14 protein-coding genes are annotated in these 19,440 nt (G+C 63.9%); 11 read left to right on the forward strand and 3 right to left on the reverse strand.

The annotated features are described in order from the left end of the window. The first annotated feature begins 2 nt into the window (after window positions 1-2). Together AB1E33_RS07445 and AB1E33_RS07450 are read left to right on the forward strand one after the other, a co-directional pair. Window positions 3-1,226 (forward strand): ROK family transcriptional regulator, encoded by a 1,224-nt coding sequence (locus AB1E33_RS07445; protein ID WP_372576638.1) that lies wholly within the window; start codon window positions 3-5, stop codon window positions 1,224-1,226. Beyond that, complete coding sequence (locus tag AB1E33_RS07450; RefSeq protein WP_372576639.1) at window positions 1,213-2,736, forward strand: CRTAC1 family protein; 1,524 nt, start codon at window positions 1,213-1,215, stop codon at window positions 2,734-2,736. Before AB1E33_RS07445 ends, AB1E33_RS07450 begins: the two co-directional genes overlap by 14 nt. On the opposite strand, the gene AB1E33_RS07455 is transcribed toward AB1E33_RS07450, so the two are convergent. The 3 genes from AB1E33_RS07455 to AB1E33_RS07465 all read right to left on the reverse strand — a co-directional run bounded on the left by AB1E33_RS07455 (window position 2,733) and on the right by AB1E33_RS07465 (window position 6,151). Further along, window positions 2,733-4,043 carry a cytochrome-c peroxidase gene (locus AB1E33_RS07455; RefSeq protein WP_372576640.1) on the reverse strand — a complete coding sequence of 437 codons (1,311 nt, stop codon included), beginning with the start codon at window positions 4,041-4,043 and terminating at the stop codon, window positions 2,733-2,735. The genes AB1E33_RS07450 and AB1E33_RS07455 overlap by 4 nt on opposite strands. After that, window positions 4,040-5,494: a xylulokinase gene (gene xylB, locus AB1E33_RS07460; protein ID WP_372576641.1), complete on the reverse strand. Its 1,455-nt coding sequence runs from the start codon at window positions 5,492-5,494 to the stop codon at window positions 4,040-4,042. Before xylB ends, AB1E33_RS07455 begins: the two co-directional genes overlap by 4 nt. A 78-nt stretch (window positions 5,495-5,572) precedes the next feature. Then, complete coding sequence (locus AB1E33_RS07465) at window positions 5,573-6,151, reverse strand: DUF1285 domain-containing protein (RefSeq protein ID WP_372576642.1); 579 nt, start codon at window positions 6,149-6,151, stop codon at window positions 5,573-5,575. A gap of 65 nt (window positions 6,152-6,216) precedes the next feature. Here AB1E33_RS07465 and AB1E33_RS07470 point away from each other — a divergent pair, with 65 nt between their 5' ends. From AB1E33_RS07470 to AB1E33_RS07510, 9 genes are all read left to right on the forward strand, one after another. Further along, window positions 6,217-7,224 (forward strand): AAA family ATPase, encoded by a 1,008-nt coding sequence (locus AB1E33_RS07470; protein ID WP_372576643.1) that lies wholly within the window; start codon window positions 6,217-6,219, stop codon window positions 7,222-7,224. Further along, a complete protein-coding gene (locus AB1E33_RS07475) occupies window positions 7,221-8,096 on the forward strand; it encodes a DUF58 domain-containing protein (RefSeq protein WP_372576644.1) in 876 nt (291 codons plus the stop codon). The genes AB1E33_RS07470 and AB1E33_RS07475 overlap by 4 nt, the downstream gene beginning before the upstream one ends. Then, window positions 8,093-10,858, forward strand: a complete 2,766-nt coding sequence (locus tag AB1E33_RS07480) for a DUF4159 domain-containing protein (protein WP_372576645.1) — start codon at window positions 8,093-8,095, stop codon at window positions 10,856-10,858. The genes AB1E33_RS07475 and AB1E33_RS07480 overlap by 4 nt, the downstream gene beginning before the upstream one ends. After that, window positions 10,855-12,897, forward strand: a complete 2,043-nt coding sequence (locus AB1E33_RS07485; RefSeq protein WP_372576646.1) for a hypothetical protein — start codon at window positions 10,855-10,857, stop codon at window positions 12,895-12,897. Before AB1E33_RS07480 ends, AB1E33_RS07485 begins: the two co-directional genes overlap by 4 nt. A 110-nt stretch (window positions 12,898-13,007) precedes the next feature. Then, on the forward strand, window positions 13,008-15,095 hold the full coding sequence (locus AB1E33_RS07490; RefSeq protein WP_372576647.1) for an FAD-dependent oxidoreductase: 2,088 nt from the start codon (window positions 13,008-13,010) through the stop codon (window positions 15,093-15,095). Window positions 15,096-15,106: 11 nt separating this feature from the next. Beyond that, window positions 15,107-16,285, forward strand: a complete 1,179-nt coding sequence (locus tag AB1E33_RS07495) for an acetyl-CoA C-acyltransferase (RefSeq protein ID WP_372576648.1) — start codon at window positions 15,107-15,109, stop codon at window positions 16,283-16,285. After that, entirely contained in the window at window positions 16,285-17,481 is a 1,197-nt protein-coding gene (locus tag AB1E33_RS07500) for an acyl-CoA dehydrogenase family protein (RefSeq protein ID WP_372576649.1), read from the forward strand. Before AB1E33_RS07495 ends, AB1E33_RS07500 begins: the two co-directional genes overlap by 1 nt. A 12-nt stretch (window positions 17,482-17,493) precedes the next feature. Continuing rightward, window positions 17,494-18,654: an acyl-CoA dehydrogenase family protein gene (locus AB1E33_RS07505; protein WP_372576650.1), complete on the forward strand. Its 1,161-nt coding sequence runs from the start codon at window positions 17,494-17,496 to the stop codon at window positions 18,652-18,654. Next, window positions 18,644-19,432 (forward strand): IclR family transcriptional regulator, encoded by a 789-nt coding sequence (locus AB1E33_RS07510; RefSeq protein WP_372576651.1) that lies wholly within the window; start codon window positions 18,644-18,646, stop codon window positions 19,430-19,432. The genes AB1E33_RS07505 and AB1E33_RS07510 overlap by 11 nt, the downstream gene beginning before the upstream one ends. The last annotated feature ends 8 nt before the right edge of the window (window positions 19,433-19,440 follow it).

The raw sequence follows: 19,440 nt of genomic DNA on the forward strand, positions 1-19,440 counted from the left end.
CCATGAATGCGCCCAGACCCACCCCTGCGGCAGCCGACCAGCGAGAGGTCAGCCGGTTGAGAATCCTCGAAGAAATCCGTGCGGCAAACCGGATCGCGCGCATCGACATCGCCTCGGCCACGGGGCTCAGCCCGGCGACCGTGACCGCGATTACCGCCGACATGTTGGATGAGGGGCTAATCGAGGAAATCAGCCAGGACGCAGGCACGGCGGGCACCAAGGCCAAGCGTGGCCGCCCCCGTGTGTTGCTCAAACTCAGAGGTGAAGCACACAGAATCGCAGGGCTGAAGGTGTCGCAAAAGAACATCACCGTGCTGCTGGTGGATTTCAACGGGACCGAGATCGCCCTGCATAAGCACGATCTGCGCAGCGCCCGCATGACCGGCGAGGAACTGGCAGACGAGATCAAGACCGCCATCGCGGATACCTGCGCACAGGCAGACTTGGAAAATCCCAGCCTGTCGGGCATTGCCATCGGCCTGCCCGGTCAGATCGACGCTCCCAAAGGCTTCGTGCACTGGTCCTCGTCGCTGACCGAACGCAATGTCGAGTTCGGCGAGATCCTGTCCCGCAAACTCTCCAGCCCCGTCTTCATCGACAATGACGCCAATCTGGTGGCCATCGCCGAGCAGCTTTTTGGCGACGGTCAGGGCTATCGCGATTTCCTCGTGGTCACCATCGAGCATGGGGTCGGGATGGGGATCGTTCTGGATGGCAAGCTTTACCGTGGCGCGCGCGGCTGCGGGGCCGAGTTCGGCCACACCAAGGTGCAAAATGGCGGCGCGCTGTGCCAATGCGGTCAGCGTGGCTGCCTTGAAGCTTATGTGGGCGATTACGCACTGCTGCGCGAGGCCAACATCCAGACCCTGGGCGACCGACCGCGCAGCGTGGCAGATGTTCTGGCCGCCGCACGAGAGGGCGACCGGCTGGCGCAATCGGTGCTGGACCGGGCCGGCCAAATGTTTGCCATGGGCCTGTCGAACCTGATCAATATCTTCGACCCGCAACTGATTGTGCTGTCCGGCGCGCAGATCGCCTTTGATCACCTGTACGAAGAGCGGGTGCTGGACAGCGTGAAACGCTCGGTTGTCGAGGTCGACGCACCGCTGCCCGAAATCAAAGTGCATCACTGGGGCGACCTGATGTGGGCCAAAGGCGCCGCCGCCTACGGGATCGAACAGGTCTCGGCCCGCGCCGCCCGAGAGGTGGTCAATGCACCTGTTTAAGACGCTGCCGCTGTTGTTGCTTACCCTGCCGTGCCATGCCGACCCGGTCGCGTTCGAGGCCCGGCCGATACCTCACCATATCTATGAAGGGGGCTGGGAACATTTCGTGGGTGGCGGTGTGGCCGCGTTCGATTGCGATGGCGATGACCTGCCCGAGCTGTACGCCGCCGGTGGCGAGGCCCCTTCCCGCCTGATGCGCAATCGAACCGGAGGCCCGGGCGGCGCGCTACAGTTTGAGGAAGACACGCCGGACGCCCTGTCCCTCATCGGCGTCACCGGGGCCTATCCGGTTGAGATCGACGGTGATGAGGAGCTCGACCTTGCCATTTTGCGGGTCGGGCCGGACCTGCTGCTACGGGGTCAAGGCGATTGCACGTTCACGCCTTTCGAGGGGATGGGACTCACCTCGGGCGATCACTGGACCACCGCGTTCTCCGCCACCTGGGAGGCCGGGCAGAGCCTGCCGACGCTGGCCTTCGGAACCTATGTGGACCGCGCTGATCCCAAAGGCCCGTTCGAGGCCTGCGACGCCACGCTGCTCTATCGCCCCGACGGCAACCGCTATGGTCCGCCAGAACGCTTGGAGCCAGGTTTCTGCGCGCTGTCGATGCTGTTTTCCGACTGGGGCCGCACAGGTCGCGCCGACCTGCGGGTCAGCAATGATCGGCACTATTACGTGCGCGGCGGGCAGGAGCAGATGTGGGCGATGGAAGACACCCCGCGTCTTTATACCGAAGGTGAGGGATGGCAGCCCTACAGTCTCTGGGGCATGGGCATTGCCTCGCGCGATCTGACCGGCGATGGTTTCCCCGAGATCTATCTGACCTCGATGGGCGACCAGAAATTCCAGAGTTTCGACCCCGCCCCGGGCGGACCCGTCTGGCGCGATGCCACCTATGACCGGGGCACCACGGCTCATCGCCCGCATACGGGCGACGACGGGCGACCTTCGACCGGATGGCATGCGGCATTTGGCGATGTGAACAGCGACGGGCGCGACGATATCTTCGTGGCCAAGGGCAATGTCGAGCAGATGCCGGATGCGGCCATGAAAGACCCCAACACGCTGCTGGTGCAGCAAGCTGGCGGGCGGTTTGTCGAGACGGCGGCAGAGGCCGGGATCGCCTCGATGGCGCGGTCGCGCGGCGCGGCACTGATTGACCTGAACCTGGACGGCGCGCTGGATCTTGCGGTGGTGAACCGGCGTGCACCGATGGAGCTGTACGAAAACACCGGCGCGCAAGGCAACTGGCTGATGGTGGAGGTCACTAGCATCGCGCCGAACCGGCAAGCGGTTGGGGCGTTTGTCGAACTGCGCAGCGCCCGAGGTGTGCAGACCCGAGAAGTCACAGTCGGCGGTGGCCATGCCGGCGGCAGTGCCGGGCCGCTACATTTCGGGCTGGGCGCGGATGAAACGGCTGACATCCGGGTGATCTGGCCGGACGGATCAAGCTCGGACTGGCGGAGTGTTGCGGCCAACACCCAGATTACGCTTCACCACAATAGCTAGCGGTCTACTGGCAATCCGCTGGGCACGGTTTCGGGCACACCGAGTCGCCTGGCGTCATCCGTCAGCGCCCCCAGAAATGCAATCAGGTCCGCTATCTCGGCATCACCCAACGCCAGCGGCGCAAGATCACTTGCCGCCGCGATACGTGCCAGCTCCTGCGGATCATGCAAAGCGCTTGTATCCTTGGCATCTTTCAGGGCGGGCAACAGGGCCTGTTCCATCCGATAGCTCTCCAGTGCCGCAACCGGATCCAGATGGTGACGGATCACCGAGTCCAGATCGGTGTAAGCCCCATTGTGCCCGTAAGGCGCGGTCAGCGTGACATTGCGCAGCGAAGGGGTGCGGAAGGCATAGGCATCCGCCGCATCGCCGGTAACCCGCATCCGGCCCTCATCGCGCGCGTGGCTCTCGAAACGGGCCGATTTTCCGGGACCGATTTGCGGCATGGCGATGGCATGAAAGGCGTGATCGGTTTGGAACCAGCCGGAATGACACTCCGCGCATCCTGCCTTGCCATAAAACAACTCCATACCGCGCTGCGCTGCAGGGTCAAGGACCCCATCGCCACGCATGGCGCGGTCGAAGGCGCTGTTGTCGGCCCGCCACTCAAAGCGGATGAAATCGGCGATCAGGTTCGAGATCAGCGGAAATCCGTCGCTTTCCTCCACGCGCCGCACCATCTGCAACCCATCGGCATAGGCGGGAATGGCCTGAACGCGGGCGGCAAGCTGGTCCCAGGCACCGCCCTGTTGGCTGAGCAGGCCCAGCCGCACGGAGCGGCTGATCTCGTTTTCCGAGTAATGACCGGCCATCTCGTCGGCGGACAGGACTGGAAACATGCTCTGCGCCGACAGGACGGAATCGAAGCCTGCGGTCATATCCTCACCCAGCGGCGTGCGGATGCCGTTTGGTTCCTGCGAGGCGACCTCTAGCCGTCCGTCATGGAACATCACCGTGAATTCGCTTGCGCCAAGATTCCACAGCGCAGGCGCGTTCCGCGGCAAGCGTTGCTCGGGCAGGTTCGCGGGGTCGGGGTGCCGGTCGGGACCCAGCCCTATTCCCCCCTCGCCCAGCGACAGCGACACCCCGTCCGAAGTGCCGAACCGGGGATGATGACAACTCGCGCAGGAAATATTGCGGTTGCCGGACAGGATCGGGTCATAAAACAGCAACTGGCCCAGTGCGGCCCGCTCGATGTCAGGCTCGGTGAAAACCGGCGCGGGGCCCAGATTGGGGATATCGGCACCGGCGACACTGGCGCTTGCCAGCAAAAGGACCGCAGACAGGGATTGCGCCCACCGGGTCATTTACCGGCCTGACGCAGGGCGGGGTAAAGCCTGCGATACGACAGGTATGCCTCGTCATAGAGAGTGGTCAGCTCGGTGCGCGGGGAGATGGTTTCCGAGACCTCGGGCGCAGTCATGACCTGATCCGGGTTGGCACCGCTTTCAGCACAGATCGCCAGACGGGCCGCACCCAGAGCAGCCCCGAACTCTCCACCCGCAGGCAGGGCCAGCGACAAACCAAGGGTCGAGGCCAGCGTTTCCAGCCAGAATCGCGACCTCGTGCCGCCACCAACCGCAAGCACCGTTTCCAGTTTGGCACCGGTCTTGCGCAGTGCCTCAAGACTGTCTCGCAGGGCGAAGGCGACCCCCTCCATGACAGCGCGGGTCAGGGCGTCGCTGCCCATCCCTATATCGAGTCCAACAAAGGCCCCACGCATCTCTGCATCGTTATGCGGTGTCCGCTCGCCCGACAGATACGGCAGGAAGGTCAGCGCACCCGGCCCCGAAATCCTGCCCGACAAAGCCCCGGCAAGCGCCTCGGGGCTTTGACCGACACTGCGCGACAGCCAGTTCAGGCAATCGGTGGCCGCGAGGATCACCCCCATCTGGTACCAGCGCCCCGGTACCGCGTGGCAGAACGAATGCACCGCCGTTTCCGGTGCAGGTGCAAAGCTGTCGCGCGCTGCCAGCAGCACGCCCGAGGTGCCCAACGAGACAAAGCCGGTGCCTTCAGCAAAACAACCCGCCCCGCAGGCCGCAGCCGCATTGTCGCCGCCTCCCCCTGCGACGATCACCGGCCCGGTGATGCCCCATTCGGTGCAAAGCGCCGCGCGCAGCTGCCCACCGGGCGTGCTGCCCTCGACCAGATCGGGCATCTGTTCCCGCCGCATGTGGCTGGCCTCCAGCGCGGACCCGGACCAGTCGCGCGCGCCCACGTCCAGCCAGGTAGTCCCGGCGCTGTCGGACATGTCGCTGATATGGTCTCCGGTCAGCCACAGGCGCAGATAATCTTTAGGTAGCAACACTTTGGCCGCTTTTGAGAACACCTCCGGCTCGTGCTCTTCGACCCAGAGCAGCTTGGGCGCGGTAAAGCCGGGAAACACAATATTGCCCGAGCTTTCGCGAATACCTGGCTGCGCATCCAGCCATTTTGCCTGATCCGCGGACCTTGTGTCATTCCACAGGATGCAAGGCCGCAAAACCGCGTCATCCGATCCCAGCAGCGTCGCGCCATGCATATGACCGCTCAGCCCAATGCCCCGCAACGCACTGATTTCCCGTGGATACGCCTCCGAAAGCGTGGCCATGACAGCCTGACAGGCCCTGATCCAGTCTGCGGGGTCCTGTTCGGACCAGCCCGGCGCCGGATGCGGGTTGGTATAAGTGGCCTCGGCCGAGCCGACGACGCGGCCATCCTCTTCGGTCAGCAGCCCGCGTAGCCCGGACGTGCCCAGATCAAGTCCCAGATACACGGCATTCTCCCGTTATTATTTTTGCGCGGAAAATAAATCGATGAAGCCGCGCCTGTCAACAAACCCCGCATCTAACGTTCAAGCGTTCAATTCCTCGGACGGGATAATGGGAAAAAACTGACCAGCGGACCAGACGCCGAACCAGCCGTCGGAATGGGCGCCAATCTCGACCAGCCTGTAAAAGCTCTTGCGGTCGATCAGCGCCTCAAGATCGGTGCGTATGTGGATATAGGGCGACGGCTCGCCAGTTTCGAGGTCACGCTCAACCCGAATCGGATGGTCAGGCCCGGCAATGGCGCTGTCTTCTGTCTTGGTGATGAATTCCAGCACCTGATTGGTGCCGCTGCCGATCGCCTCGAAATCCACCGCAAGAAAGGGCGCGTCATCCACGGTGATGCCAACCTTTTCCACCGGCGTCACCAGGAAATACCTACCATCCTCTTTCTTGAGCACCGACGAGAACAGCCGTACCAGTTCTGGCCGACCAATGGGCGTGCCAAGATAATACCACGTCCCGTCCCGCGCGATGCGCATGTCCAGATCTCCGCAAAAGGGCGGATTCCACAGATGCACCGGAGGCAATCCGCGCTTGCCAGCCTCCCGGACCGATGCCGCAATGCCATCCGCCGAGGGTGTAACGCTCTTTTGTTCGCTCATTGGTTTTGCCATTTCCGGTGAGAGAGATACACTCACAACCATATACGCCCACAGAAAGGAATGTCATGTCTGATCCGACCGACCTTGTCGCCGAGATCGAAGCGCTGGAAGAGAAGCTTCAGCAGGCCAAGGCCTCGATCACCCGCCGCTTCATCGGGCAGGAGCGAGTGGTGGACCTGACGCTGACCGCGCTGCTTTGTGGCGGCCATGCGTTGCTGATCGGATTGCCGGGTCTGGGCAAGACCCTGCTGGTCGAAACGCTGTCGACAGTGATGGGGCTGAAGGGCAATCGCATCCAGTTCACACCCGACCTGATGCCTGCGGACATTCTGGGCTCCGAGGTTCTGGATACCGCGGAGGACGGATCGCGTCATTTCCGCTTCGTGACCGGTCCGGTCTTTTGCCAATTGCTAATGGCAGATGAGATCAACCGCGCCAGCCCGCGGACGCAATCGGCGCTGCTGCAGGCGATGCAGGAAAAGACGGTGACCGTCGCCGGTGAGGATCGCATGCTGGGAGAACCATTCCACGTACTGGCCACGCAGAACCCGATCGAGCAGGAGGGCACCTATCCCCTGCCCGAAGCACAACTTGACCGGTTCCTGGTGCAGGTCGACGTGGAATATCCTGACCGCAACACCGAGCGCGACATTCTGCTCGCCACAACCGGCGTGGAAGAGGCCGAGGCAACCCAGGTCTTTACCCGCGACGAATTGCTGGCCGCCCAGACCCTGCTGCGGCGGATGCCGGTGGGCGAGTCGGTGGTCGATCTCATCCTCGATCTGGTGCGCGCCTTCCGGCCTGATGAGGCGGGCGTGTCTGAACAAGTGGCCGAAACCGTGGCCTGGGGCCCCGGTCCGCGTGCCGCACAAGCCCTGATGATGACGGTGCGCGCGCGCGCGTTGCTGCAGGGTCGTCTGGCGCCCAATGCCGAGGATGTGCTGGACATGGCGCGCCCGGTTCTCAGCCACCGTATGGCGTTGAACTTTGCCGCCCGTGCACGCGGTGACCGCCTGGCCGATCTGATCGACAGCACCGCGCAGGGCCTCAGCCGGACCGAGGCCGCCGCGTGACACCTGCCCTGACCCTCAGGGAACGATCCGAGGCCGAAGCATCGCGCCTGCCGCCCCTGCTGGCGCGGGCCGAGCATCTGGCGGGCACCGTCCTGTTGGGCGATCACGGTCGCCGCCGCGCCGGGTTGGGCGATGATTTCTGGCAATACCGCCCGGCACAACACGGCGACAGCAAGCGTCTGATCGATCACCGCCGGTCGGCGCGCGGCGACCAGCAATTCGTGCGCGAGCGCGAGTGGCAGATCGCGCAATCGGTGATGCTTTGGGTTGATCAGGGGGCGTCGATGCGATTTGCCTCGGACAAGGCCCTGCCGACCAAGGCCGACCGTGGACGGCTGGTCGGACTGGCCATCGCAATCCTTCTGATCCGAGGCGGCGAGCGGGTCGGGCTGACCGGCACTACACTGCCACCGCGTCGTGGCAATGCGCAGATCATCCGACTGGCCGAGGCCTGGGCGCAGGATGCCGAGCCCGATTACCAGCCGCCCGAACACCGCGCCATGATCCCCCATGCGCGCGCCGTGTTCCTGTCGGATTTTCTGGGCGATCTAGACGAGGTGGAGCTGGCGCTGACCAAAGCCGCCGATCGCGGCGTGCGCGGGGTTTTGATGATGACCCTTGATCCCACCGAAGAAGAGTTCCCATATCAGGGGCGGACCATCTTCGAAAGCGTCGGCGGCACGTTGCGCCACGAAACCCTGAAAGCCGGGGACCTGAAGCCGCGTTACATTGCCAGGCTGGCGGAAAGGAAGGACAGGCTGAAACACCTGTGTCACGCGACCGGATGGCAGTTCGGGCTGCATCATACGGGGGACAGCGCCCAGGCGGCGCTGCTGTGGCTATACCGCGCGCTTGATGGTGGCCATCGGTGACCGTGATTGGCGGCATAGGCTTTACCGCACCCTGGCTGTTGCTGGGTCTGCTGGCGCTGCCGGTTCTGTGGCTGATCCTGCGCGCAGTCCCGCCCGCACCGATCCGCCGCCTGTTTCCCGCTGTCACCCTGCTGCTCGGACTGCGCGACGACGAAAGCGTCTCGGACCGGACACCGTGGTGGCTTATGTTGCTGCGAATGCTGGCCGTGGCCGCGGTGATCGTCGGCCTTGCCGGACCTGTGCTGAACCCCTCACGCGAGGCCAGCGGCACCGGGCCGCTGCTGATCGTGCTGGATGCCAGCTGGGCCGGGGCGACCGGCTGGCCTGACAAAATGGCGCTGCTGAATGCACAGCTTGGCGAAGCGGGGCGCACCAGCAGGCCGGTCTCGATCCTGCGTCTGAGTGCGCCGGAACAACCCGTATTCCAGAGCGCCGATGTCTGGCGCAACCGCTTGGCCGGGCTAGGTCCGATGCCCTGGCAGCCCGCCGCCGCGCAGATCGAAAGTGCCGAAGGCGCCATCGAGTCCATCGAGGAAAGCTTCGAGACGCGTTGGTTCAGCGACGGGTTGGATTATGCCGGCCGCGATCGCATTCTTGCGGCGCTGGACCGCGCTGGCCCGATCAGCGTCTACCAGACCGAGAAACCGGTTCTGGGCATGCTACCCTCTTTCTTCGAGGATGGCGCGATCCAGCTGCATGCGATCCGCAGCCCATCGGACCTGCCGCAAGAGGCTACGATTCTGGCCCACGGCCGCGATCCGGGCGGCACGGCGCGGGTTCTGGCCTCGGCCACTGCGAGCTTCCCGGGTAGTGAAACCCATGCCAAAACCGCCCTGTCGCTGCCCTCGGAACTGCGCGCGCGGATAACCCGGTTCGAAGTGCAGGGACAACGCTCCGCCGGTGCTGTGACGTTGGCCGATGACAGCCTGCGCCGGCGCGAAGTCGCGTTGATCGCAGGACGCGAGGATCGCGAGGGGCTGGAGCTGCTGTCGCCGTTGCATTATCTGGAGCAGGCGCTGCAGCCCACCGCCGAACTGCTGAACGGCGCGCTCACCGATATCCTGCCCGCCAAACCCGATGTCATCGTGCTGGCCGATGTGGCCACGCTGTCTGGTGCCGAGGAAACCGCTCTTACCGAATGGGTCGAAGAAGGCGGCCTGCTGCTGCGCTTCGCCGGGCCGCGCCTTGCCGCGAGCGAGGTCAGCCGCAATGACGAACACCCGCTGATGCCGGTGCGCCTGCGCTCTGGCGGGCGATCCGTGGGGGGCGCGATGAGCTGGGGCGAGCCCAAGGCGCTGGCCCCCTTCCCCGATACTTCGCCGTTTTTCGGCCTGCCGGTCCCTGACGATGTCCGGGTCACCGCGCAAGTGATGGCGCAGCCCGATCCGACACTCGCCGATCGGGTGATCGCCGCGCTCAGCGACGGCACGCCGCTGGTCACCCGCAAACCGCTGGGCCAGGGGCAGATCGTGCTGTTCCACGTCACTGCCAACGCCGAGTGGTCGAGCCTGCCGCTCTCCGGGCTCTTCGTTGAAATGCTGGAACGGCTTGCCGTTTCGTCCTCGGCCAAACCGCCCGAGGCCGAGGATCTGGCGGGCACCACATGGACCCCGGTGCAGGTGTTGGACGGGTTCGGCGCGTTCAAGGATGCGGGCAACCTGCCGGGTGTCGAAGGGGCCGCGCTGGTCGAAGACCCGCTTGGCCCTGACCTGCGACCAGGTATTTATGCCAGCGAAGACAGGCGACTGGCGCGCAATGTGCTGACCGCCGATGCCGATCTGATCCCTGCGATCTGGCCTGCCGATATCCCGGTCGAGGGTCTCTCGGTCGAACGTGAGACACCTCTGGGCGGCCCCTTGCTGAGTCTCGCGATTCTGCTGCTGCTGCTCGACGTGATCGCCTCGCTGGCGCTTTCGGGGCGCTTGCGGATGGCCGCGCTGTCCCCGCTGTTGCTGGTATCCCTGATAGCACCCGAGGCACAGGCACAGGCGCAGGAGGCCGAAGATACCGGCTTCGCGCTGGCCGCCACTGCGGAACTGGTGCTGGCCCATGTACTGACCGGCGACCGCAACGTCGACGATGTGGCACAGGCCGGATTGCGAGGTCTCAGCGAAACACTCAGCTATCGCACATCGGTAGAACCGGTCGAGCCGGTCGGCATAGATCTTGAGCGCGATGAGCTGTCCTTCTTTCCCTTCCTATACTGGCCGATCTCGCCAGAGCAACCACTACCCTCGGACGCGGCCTATGCCAAACTGAACGCCTATCTTAGATCAGGCGGCATGATCCTCTTTGACACGCGGGACGCCGATATCGCACGGTTCGGAACAGGCAGCCCCAACGGTCGCAAACTACAGCAACTGGCGGCGCCTTTGGATGTGCCGCCACTCGAACCGGTGCCACGCGATCACGTGCTGACCCGCACCTTCTACCTGCTGCAGGATTTTCCGGGTCGCCATCAGGGCACCGATGTCTGGGTCGAAGCTGCCCCACCCGACGCTGAGCAGATCGAGGGCATGCCGTTCCGCAACCTCAATGACGGGGTCACGCCGGTGATCATCGGCGGCAATGACTGGGCTGCGGCATGGGCTATTGACCGCAATGGCCGCCCCCTTCTGCCGGTCGGTCGTGGATTTACCGGCGAGCGGCAGCGCGAACTTGCCTATCGCTTTGGCGTCAATCTGGTGATGCATGTGCTGACCGGCAATTACAAATCCGACCAGGTGCATGTACCTGCGTTGCTGGACAGGTTGGGCCAATGACCGGAACCATCGTCTTTGATCCGCTGATCCCTTGGCCGGCCCTGGCTGTTCTGGCGTTTCTTGCCGCTGCCGGGGTCATACTGGCACTCTGGCGCGGCCTGTCGGGCTGGGCGTTGCGGGGCCTCGCGGCGCTCGTTCTACTGGGCGCGCTAGCAGGCCCGGCCTATCAGATCGAGGACCGGTCCCCGCTAAGCGACATCGTGATCCTGCTGGAAGATCACAGCGCCAGCCAGACCCTCGCCGACCGCGCGCAACAGAACGAGGACGCAGCCGAGGCGCTTGCAACCACGATCGAGGCCCGCGACAACACCGAGCTGCGGCGTGTCCGCGTCGGCGATGGCGAAGGGGACGCCGGCACCCAGTTGATGAGCGCGCTGTCTGAGGTTTTGGCAGAAGAGCCGCGCGCGCGGGTTGCCGGAATCATCGCGCTCTCGGATGGCCGCGTGCATGATGCCGACATGGCGCCCCAGCTTCCCGCACCGATGCATTTGCTGCTGTCCGGGACCTTCGACGACTGGGATCGCCGCCTCATCGTCAAGAACGCCCCGGCCTTTGCCATCATCGACGAGCCGGTCACTCTGACGCTGAGGATCGAGGATAGCGGCGCGTCACCACCGGACCAGCGGTCGGCACCGCTGCAAATCTCGGTGGATGGGGCCGAGCCGGATCTATTCACCGTGCCGATCGGACAGGATATCGACCTGCCGGTGACGCTCACCCATGGCGGGCGCAACGTGATCCAGTTCACCGTCCCTGCCGCCGAGGGGGAATTGACTGACCGCAACAACACTGCGCTGATCCAGATGAACGGCGTGCGCGACCGGCTGCGGGTGCTGTTGGTCTCGGGCGAGCCCCATCCGGGCGGGCGCACCTGGCGCAACCTGCTGAAATCTGACAGCGCCGTTGACCTGGTGCATTTCACCATTCTGCGCCCGCCCGAAAAGCAGGACGGGGTGCCGGTGGATGAGCTGTCGCTGATCGCCTTCCCCACGCGTGAGCTGTTCCTGGAAAAGATCAACGATTTCGACCTGATCATCTTTGACCGCTACAAGCGGCGCGGGATCTTGCCCGCGATCTATCTGGACAATGTCTCGCAATATGTCGCCGATGGCGGCGCAGTTCTGGTCGCCGCGGGTCCCGATTTCGCCGCTGCCGACAGTATATACCGCTCGCCGCTTGGGCCAACGCTGCCAGCGCAGCCTACCGCCCGCGTGATCGAAGACCGTTACACGCCCGTTGTGACCGATCTGGGCCAACGCCACCCGGTCACCGCCGATCTGGGCGGCCCCGAGGACTGGGGCGCGTGGCTGCGCCAGGTGGATGTCTTTCCCAGGTCGGGCAACGTTGTGATGAGCGGCATTGATGAGCGCCCGCTTCTTATCCTCGACCGGGTTGGCGAAGGGAGGGTCGCGCTGCTGGCTTCAGATCACGCCTGGCTCTGGAGCCGGGGCTATGACGGCGGCGGGCCGCAACTGGAATTGCTGCGGCGGCTGGCCCATTGGATGATGAAGGAGCCCGAGCTCGAGGAAGAGGCGCTCTGGGCCGACGCACAGGGCCGCACCATGCGCATCATCCGCCGCACGCTGGAGGAAGAAGTTGGTCCGGTGACCATCACCCGCCCCAATGGCGAGTCCGAAACTGTCACCTTGCAGGAGGTCTCGCCCGGTCGCTACGAGGCACTGTATTCCGGCCCAGAGATCGGCCTCTACCGGTTGCAGGAGGGCGACCGACATGCGGTGATCGGACTTGGTCCCGCCGCGCCGAGGGAGTTCGAACAGACCATCGCCACGGGAGACATCCTCGATCCGATCCTTGCCACCATGCGCGGCGGCGTGATGCGCCTGGAGGACGGGTTGCCGTCGATCCGGTCGGTGCGCGAGGGGCGGCCCGCTGCCGGGCGGGGCTGGATCGGACTGACACCGCGCGGGGCCTATGAAACCCGCGACGTGACCCAAACCGCGCTGCTGCCGCCCTGGCTGGTGCTGTTCCTGGCGGCGGGCTTCATATTGGCCGGCTGGCTGCGCGAAGGTCGCCACTAAGCGCCGGTCAAGTATTCCACATACAGGCACGAAATTCTACATATTGAAATTTCTGTCGGGGCGGACTATCCCTCAAGACATCGCGAAAACCCGCCGGAAAGGGACCGAATTTGACCAATCCAGTCACGATGGAACGTCTCGGCGACCTTGCCGTCATCGAGGTCTCGAACCCACCGGTCAATGCGTTGTCCCAGCCTGTGCGTGCCGGGCTGTCCGAAACCGTGGCGCAAGCCGCCGCCGACCATCATGTCAAAGCCATCGTGATCTGCTGCGCAGGCCGGACCTTCATCGCAGGCGCCGATATCCGAGAGTTCGGCAAACCGGCGATGCCCCCATCCCTGCCGGAGGTGATCAACCAGATCGAGGCCACCGCCAAGCCGGTGGTGATCGCCCTGCATGGGACGGCCCTGGGCGGCGGGTTGGAGTTGGCGCTGGGTGGCCATTACCGCGTTGCGCTGGCCTCAGCCCGGTTCGGATTGCCCGAGGTGACGCTGGGCCTGCTGCCCGGCGCGGGCGGCACACAGCGACTGCCGCGTCTGGTGCCGATCTCGGGCGCGATCGACATGATCACCACTGGCCGCCAGATCGGTGCCGCAAAAGCACTGGACCTGGGGCTGATTGACAAGATCGCCGAAGGGGAAGACACCCGCAGCGCCGGGTTGGACTATGCCAAAGCACTGATCGAGGCAGGCCAACCGCCGCGCCCCACAAGCGCCCTGCCCTGCAATCCGCCGGAGCCGGGCGCGCTCGACGCGGCACGCAGCAGGTTGGCGAAATCCGCGCGTGGTCAGATCGCGCCGCAAAAGGCCCTGGACGCGCTGCAGGGCGCGGTTGACCTGCCCTTCGCCGAAGGACTGGCGCAGGAACGTGCGCTGTTTCACGAGTTGATGAACTCGGATCAGCGCGGCGCGATGATCCATGCGTTTTTTTCCGAGCGGCAGGTCGGCAAGCTGGACGAGATTAAGGGCCTTGCCCCGCGCGCGATCCAGTCCATCGGCGTGGTCGGCGGCGGAACCATGGGTGCGGGCATTGCGACCAGCGCTTTGCTGTCCGGCCTGAACGTTACCCTTGTCGAACGCAATTCAGAAGCCGCAGAGCGGGCGCGCACGGCGGTGACCGGCCTGCTGGAAAGTGCGGTGACGCGGGGCAAGCTGTCTGAGGCGAAATATGGCCAAATCAAGGCGGAATGCTTCAAAACCACAACAGATTACGCAGATTTTGCGCCATTTGACCTGGTAATTGAAGCAGTATTTGAAAGCCTCGATGTGAAGAAAGAAGTGTTTGGCAAGCTGGATGCAGTCTGCAAACCGGGCGCGATACTGGCCACCAACACTTCGTATCTCGATGTGAACGCCATCGCGGCCATGACGGTGCGGCCCCAGGACGTGATCGGCCTGCACTTCTTCTCGCCCGCCCATGTCATGAAACTGCTAGAGGTCGTGGTCGCCGACAACACCGCGCCCGAAGTGACTGCCACCGGTTTTGCGCTGGCGAAGATGCTGGGCAAAGTGGCAGTCCGTTCGGGCGTCTGCGACGGGTTCATCGGAAATCGCATCCTGTCGCATTATCGCAAGGCTCTGGACGGTGCGGTGATCGCCGGGGCCAGCCCCTATGATGTCGACAGCGCGCTGGTCGAGTTCGGGCTGGCGATGGGACCATACGCGGTGAGCGATCTGGCCGGGCTGGACATAGGCTGGGCCACCCGCAAACGCTTGGCCCCCACCCGCGACAAGCGCGAAGCCTACGCCGAGTTCGCGGACCGTCTGTGCGAGCTGGGCCGCTTTGGCCGCAAAACCGGCCGGGGCTATTACCTCTACACCGATGGTCGCCCCGCACGGGACCCCGAGGTCGAAAAGATCATTGCAGCAGAACGCGCCGCCAAGGGCATCAAGGCCCGCCCGCTCTCGGCGCAAGAGATCGTCGACCGCTACATGGCGGCCATGGTGAACGAGGCCGCACGCGTGATCGAAGAAGGCATCGCCCGGCGCCCGCTAGATGTCGATGTCACCTTGCTGAATGGCTATGGCTATCCGCGCTGGCGCGGTGGCCCGATGTATCATGCCGACACCGTCGGGCTGGACAAGATCCTGCGCAACATCACAACATTTGCTGCCGAAGACGATTTTCTCTGGCAGCCCGCGCCGCTGCTGCAGCGGCTGGTGGCCGAAGGCAAGACATTCTCTAGCCTGAACACATAAGGATAACTGCCATGAAACAAGCCGTCATAGCCTCGACAGCCCGTACCGGGTTGGCCAAATCCTATCGCGGGGCATTCAACGAGACCCACGGGGCGACGATGGCGGGCCATGCGATCGAACATGCGGTGGCCCGCGCGGGTATCGACACGGGCCTGTTGGAAGACGCCTTGGTCGGCTGTGGCTATCCCGAAGGCGTGACCGGTGGCAATATCGCCCGGCAAGCGGTGATCCGGGCCGGGTTGCCGGTCACAGTGGCGGCGGCGACGGTAAACCGGTTCTGCTCATCCGGGCTGCAGGCGGTTGCGATGGCGGCGCATGCGATCACGATGGAAAAGGCACCGGCTGCCATAGCGGGCGGGGTCGAAAGCATCAGCCAGATGCCCCCGTCGCGCCCGCCGCAAGCGCAGGAGCCGCGGATCACCGAGCACAAGCCCGACCTCTACCTGAGCATGATCGAAACCGCTGACATCGTGGCCGCGCGTTACAATGTCAGCCGCGAGGCGCAAGATGAGCTGGCGCTGCAAAGCCAGCAGCGCACCGCCGCGGCGCAGGCAGCAGGGAAGTTCGATGACGAGATCGTACCGATCACGGTGACACAGGCCCTCAAGGATCGCGAAACCGGCGAGGTCACTCGCAAGGAGGTGACATTTGCCATGGATGACTGCAACCGGCCGAACACTACGCTGGAGGGGCTGGCTGGCCTCGCCCCCGTACGCGGCGAGGGGCAGTTCATCACTGCAGGCAACGCCTCGCAGCTTTCCGACGGGGCGGCGGCACTGGTTCTGATGGACGAGGACGTGGCCGCACGCGAAGGCGTCACGCCTCTGGGTGCGTTCAAGGGCTTTGCCGTTGCCGGTTGTGAGCCCGACGAAATGGGCATCGGGCCGGTCTTTGCAGTGCCCCGCCTGCTGGAGCGCCACGGGTTGAGCGTGCAGGATATCGACCTCTGGGAATTGAACGAAGCCTTCGCCAGCCAGGCGCTTTATTGCCGCGACCGGCTGGGCATTGATCCTGCGATCTGCAACGTCAATGGCGGCTCGATCTCGATCGGGCATCCGTTCGGTATGACCGGCGCGCGCATGACCGGGCATCTGATGCTTGAAGGCAAGCGCCGGGGTGCAAAGCTGGGCGTGGTGACCATGTGCATCGGTGGCGGTCAGGGAGCTGCCGGCCTGTTCGAGATTTTCTGATGGATCTCGCCTATACACCCGAGCAAGAACAATTTCGCGCGCAGTTACGCCGCTTTCTCGCGGAAAACCTGCCCGAGCGGACCCGCGACAAGGTGCGACTGGGCAAGCGGCTGACAAAGGTCGAGATGCAGGACTGGCACGCGATGCTGAATGCGCAGGGCTGGCTGGCGATGAACTGGCCTCGCGAATATGGCGGTGCTGAGTGGGATGCCGTACAGCGCCAGATCTTCGAAGAAGAGGCCTCTCGAGCCCACGCACCGCGTGTCGTGCCTTTTGGGTTGAAGATGCTCGCGCCTGTGCTGTTCAAGTTCGGCCGCGAAGAGCAGCGGCAACGCTTTCTGCCGCCGATCCTGAGCGGTGAACACTGGTGGTGTCAGGGCTATTCCGAACCTGGCGCGGGATCCGATCTGGCATCGCTCAGAACCCGCGCGGTGCGCGAGGGCGACCATTACGTGGTTAACGGGCAAAAGACATGGACCACGCTGGGCCAGCACGCCAACTGGATCTTCTGTCTGGTGCGCACCGACCCCCAGGCCAAGAAGCAGGAGGGGATCTCTTTCCTGCTGATCGACATGAATACCCCCGGCGTCACCGTCCGCCCCATCGTGCTGATCGATGGCGAGGCGGAAGTGAACGAAGTGTTCTTCGACAATGTCCTTGTGCCTGCCGAAAACCTTGTTGGTGAGGAAAACAAGGGCTGGACCTATGCCAAATACCTACTGACCCATGAACGTACCAACATTGCAGGGGTCGGGTTTTCCGACGCCGCGCTTGCGACGCTGAAACATGTCGCCGCGCAAACAATGACAGGCGGCAGGCCACTGGACCAGAACCCGCATTTCGCCGCCCGCATGGCGCAGGTCGAGATCGATATGATGGCGATGCGCACCACCAATCTGCGGATGATAAGCGCGGCCGCCAAAGGTCAGGCACCGGGGGTAGAAAGCTCCATGCTCAAGGTCAAGGGCACCTTGCTGCGGCAGGAGTTAAGCGCACTGCTGCGCCGCGCGGTGGGGCCGGACGCGATGCCCTATCTGCCCGACTTTTTGGATGGCGGAGACAATGCGGACCCGCTGGGGCCGGACCACGCGCCCGCCGCCGCGCCGGGGTATTTCAACATGCGCAAATTGTCGATTTTCGGCGGTTCGAACGAGGTTCAGCGCACGATCATCGCCAAGTCGGCGCTTGGGCTCTGACGGGATACGCAGATGGATTTCGAGTTGAGTGAAGACCAGGTAATGCTGCGCGACATGCTGCGGCGATTCCTGAACGATCGCTACAACCACGAGGCACGGCGCGCGGTTTTGGACTCGGGTCAGGCCTATGACCCCGCCATGTTCGCAGACTTGGCCGAGTTGGGCATTATCGGGGCCGTCTTCGCGCCAGATCATGGCGGTTATGGCGGCACCGGCACCGATCTGATGGTGGTGTTCGAGGAACTAGGCAGGGCCGGGGTGATCGAGCCGGTTCTGGGGTCGGCGGTTCTGGCGGGTGGTCTGCTAGCCGCTCTGGAGGCGGACGGCAATAGCGCGCTGATACAACAGATCATTGCCGGAGAAACTATCCTCGCACTTGCCCATGCCGAACCGCAATCGCGCTATGACCTGAGCCATGTGTGCACGCAGGTCAAAAACCGGCAATTCGTGCTGAATGGCACCAAGGCGCATGTCCTGAATGGTGCGCAAGCCGGGAGGATTCTGGTCTCTGCGCGCGAAAGTGGCGACGCGTTCGACGAGGGAGGAATTTCTCTGTTCCTGATCCCCTCGACGTCGGTGGGTCTAACCTGTACCGGCCATATCAATGTCGATGGCACATCCTCGGCCCGCATCACTCTGGATGCCGTGTCTGTTGATCAAAGCCAGCGAGTTGGGCAACCCGGTAAAGCATATGCGACCTTGGAGGCAGCCCACGCACGCGCAATTCTGGCAGTCTGCGCCGAGGCGCTCGGCACGATGGAGGCGGCCAAGACCCTGACGGTGGAATATCTGCAAGAGCGCAAGCAGTTCGGCGTTCCAATCGGCAGCTTTCAGGCCTTACAGCACCGGCTGGCCGATATGCTGATCGAGATCGAGCAGGCGCGTTCGGCGGTGGTCAATCTTGCCAGTCATTTGGAAGACGAGCGCCTCACTCGCGAACGCCATGTGAGCGCGACCAAGAACCTGATAGGGCGGGTCGGTACGCTGGTTGCCGAAGAGTGCATCCAGATGCATGGCGGGATTGGCATGACCGACGAATATGCCCTGTCCTACTACGCCCGTCGCCTGACCATGATCGATCACCTTTTTGGCGATGTGGATCACCATCTGGAGCGCTTCATCTCGTTCAGCGGCGGTCCTGATGCAACCGAGAAAGACGCCAATGCAGGATAGTGACAAACGCTATGCCAACACATTGGCGCGTGGGTTGTGCATCTTGCGGGCCTTTCGCCCCACTGATAACGGGCTGGGCAATCTGGACCTTTCCGAGCGTACCGGCATCCCTCGGTCAACCGTGTCGCGGCTGACCTTCACACTCTGTGCTCTGGGATATCTGACCCATGGTCGTCATCATGACAAATACAGGCTTGGCCCCGCCGCACTGGCGCTTGGCAATATCGCGGCGGCGTCCTTCTCGTTTGTCGAGATCGCCACGCCGATCATGCAGCGCCTTGCAGATGAGACAGCCACTCTGATCGGGGTGGCGATTCAGGATGACGGCAAGATGCTGATGGTGAAGACCTGGCGGCCAGCGGGCTCGCCTTCGATCTGGCTGGATGTGGGGTATCGTATGCCGATGCTGTCCTCTTCCTCGGGCGCGGCCTATGTCGGAGCGCTGACCAATGAAGAGACGGCCAAGCTGGCGACGCTCTTGCCCGAAGATCAGGGGGAAGCGCTGGCAAGGCTGACCGAACAGGCACGCGAGCAGTTGCTGGCCCATGGCTATGCTTTTGTCAGCGGGTCGGAGCGCTTTGCGCGGTCCATCAATGCGCTGGCGACTCCTTACCGCCCTTCAGAATTTGGCGCGCCCGTGTCGTTCTTCAGCGGCGCAACATCGGACGCGCTGAGCGATGACCGAATTCACGACCGTGTCGGCCCGGCACTGGCCCGCGCCGTTGACGAGTTGCGGCGCGCCACCGGTCAGACCTTGCCCGTCATCGCGCCGATCTGAACTGACGC

Source organism: Ruegeria hyattellae, from assembly GCF_041537925.1.
Lineage (GTDB): Bacteria > Pseudomonadota > Alphaproteobacteria > Rhodobacterales > Rhodobacteraceae > Ruegeria_C.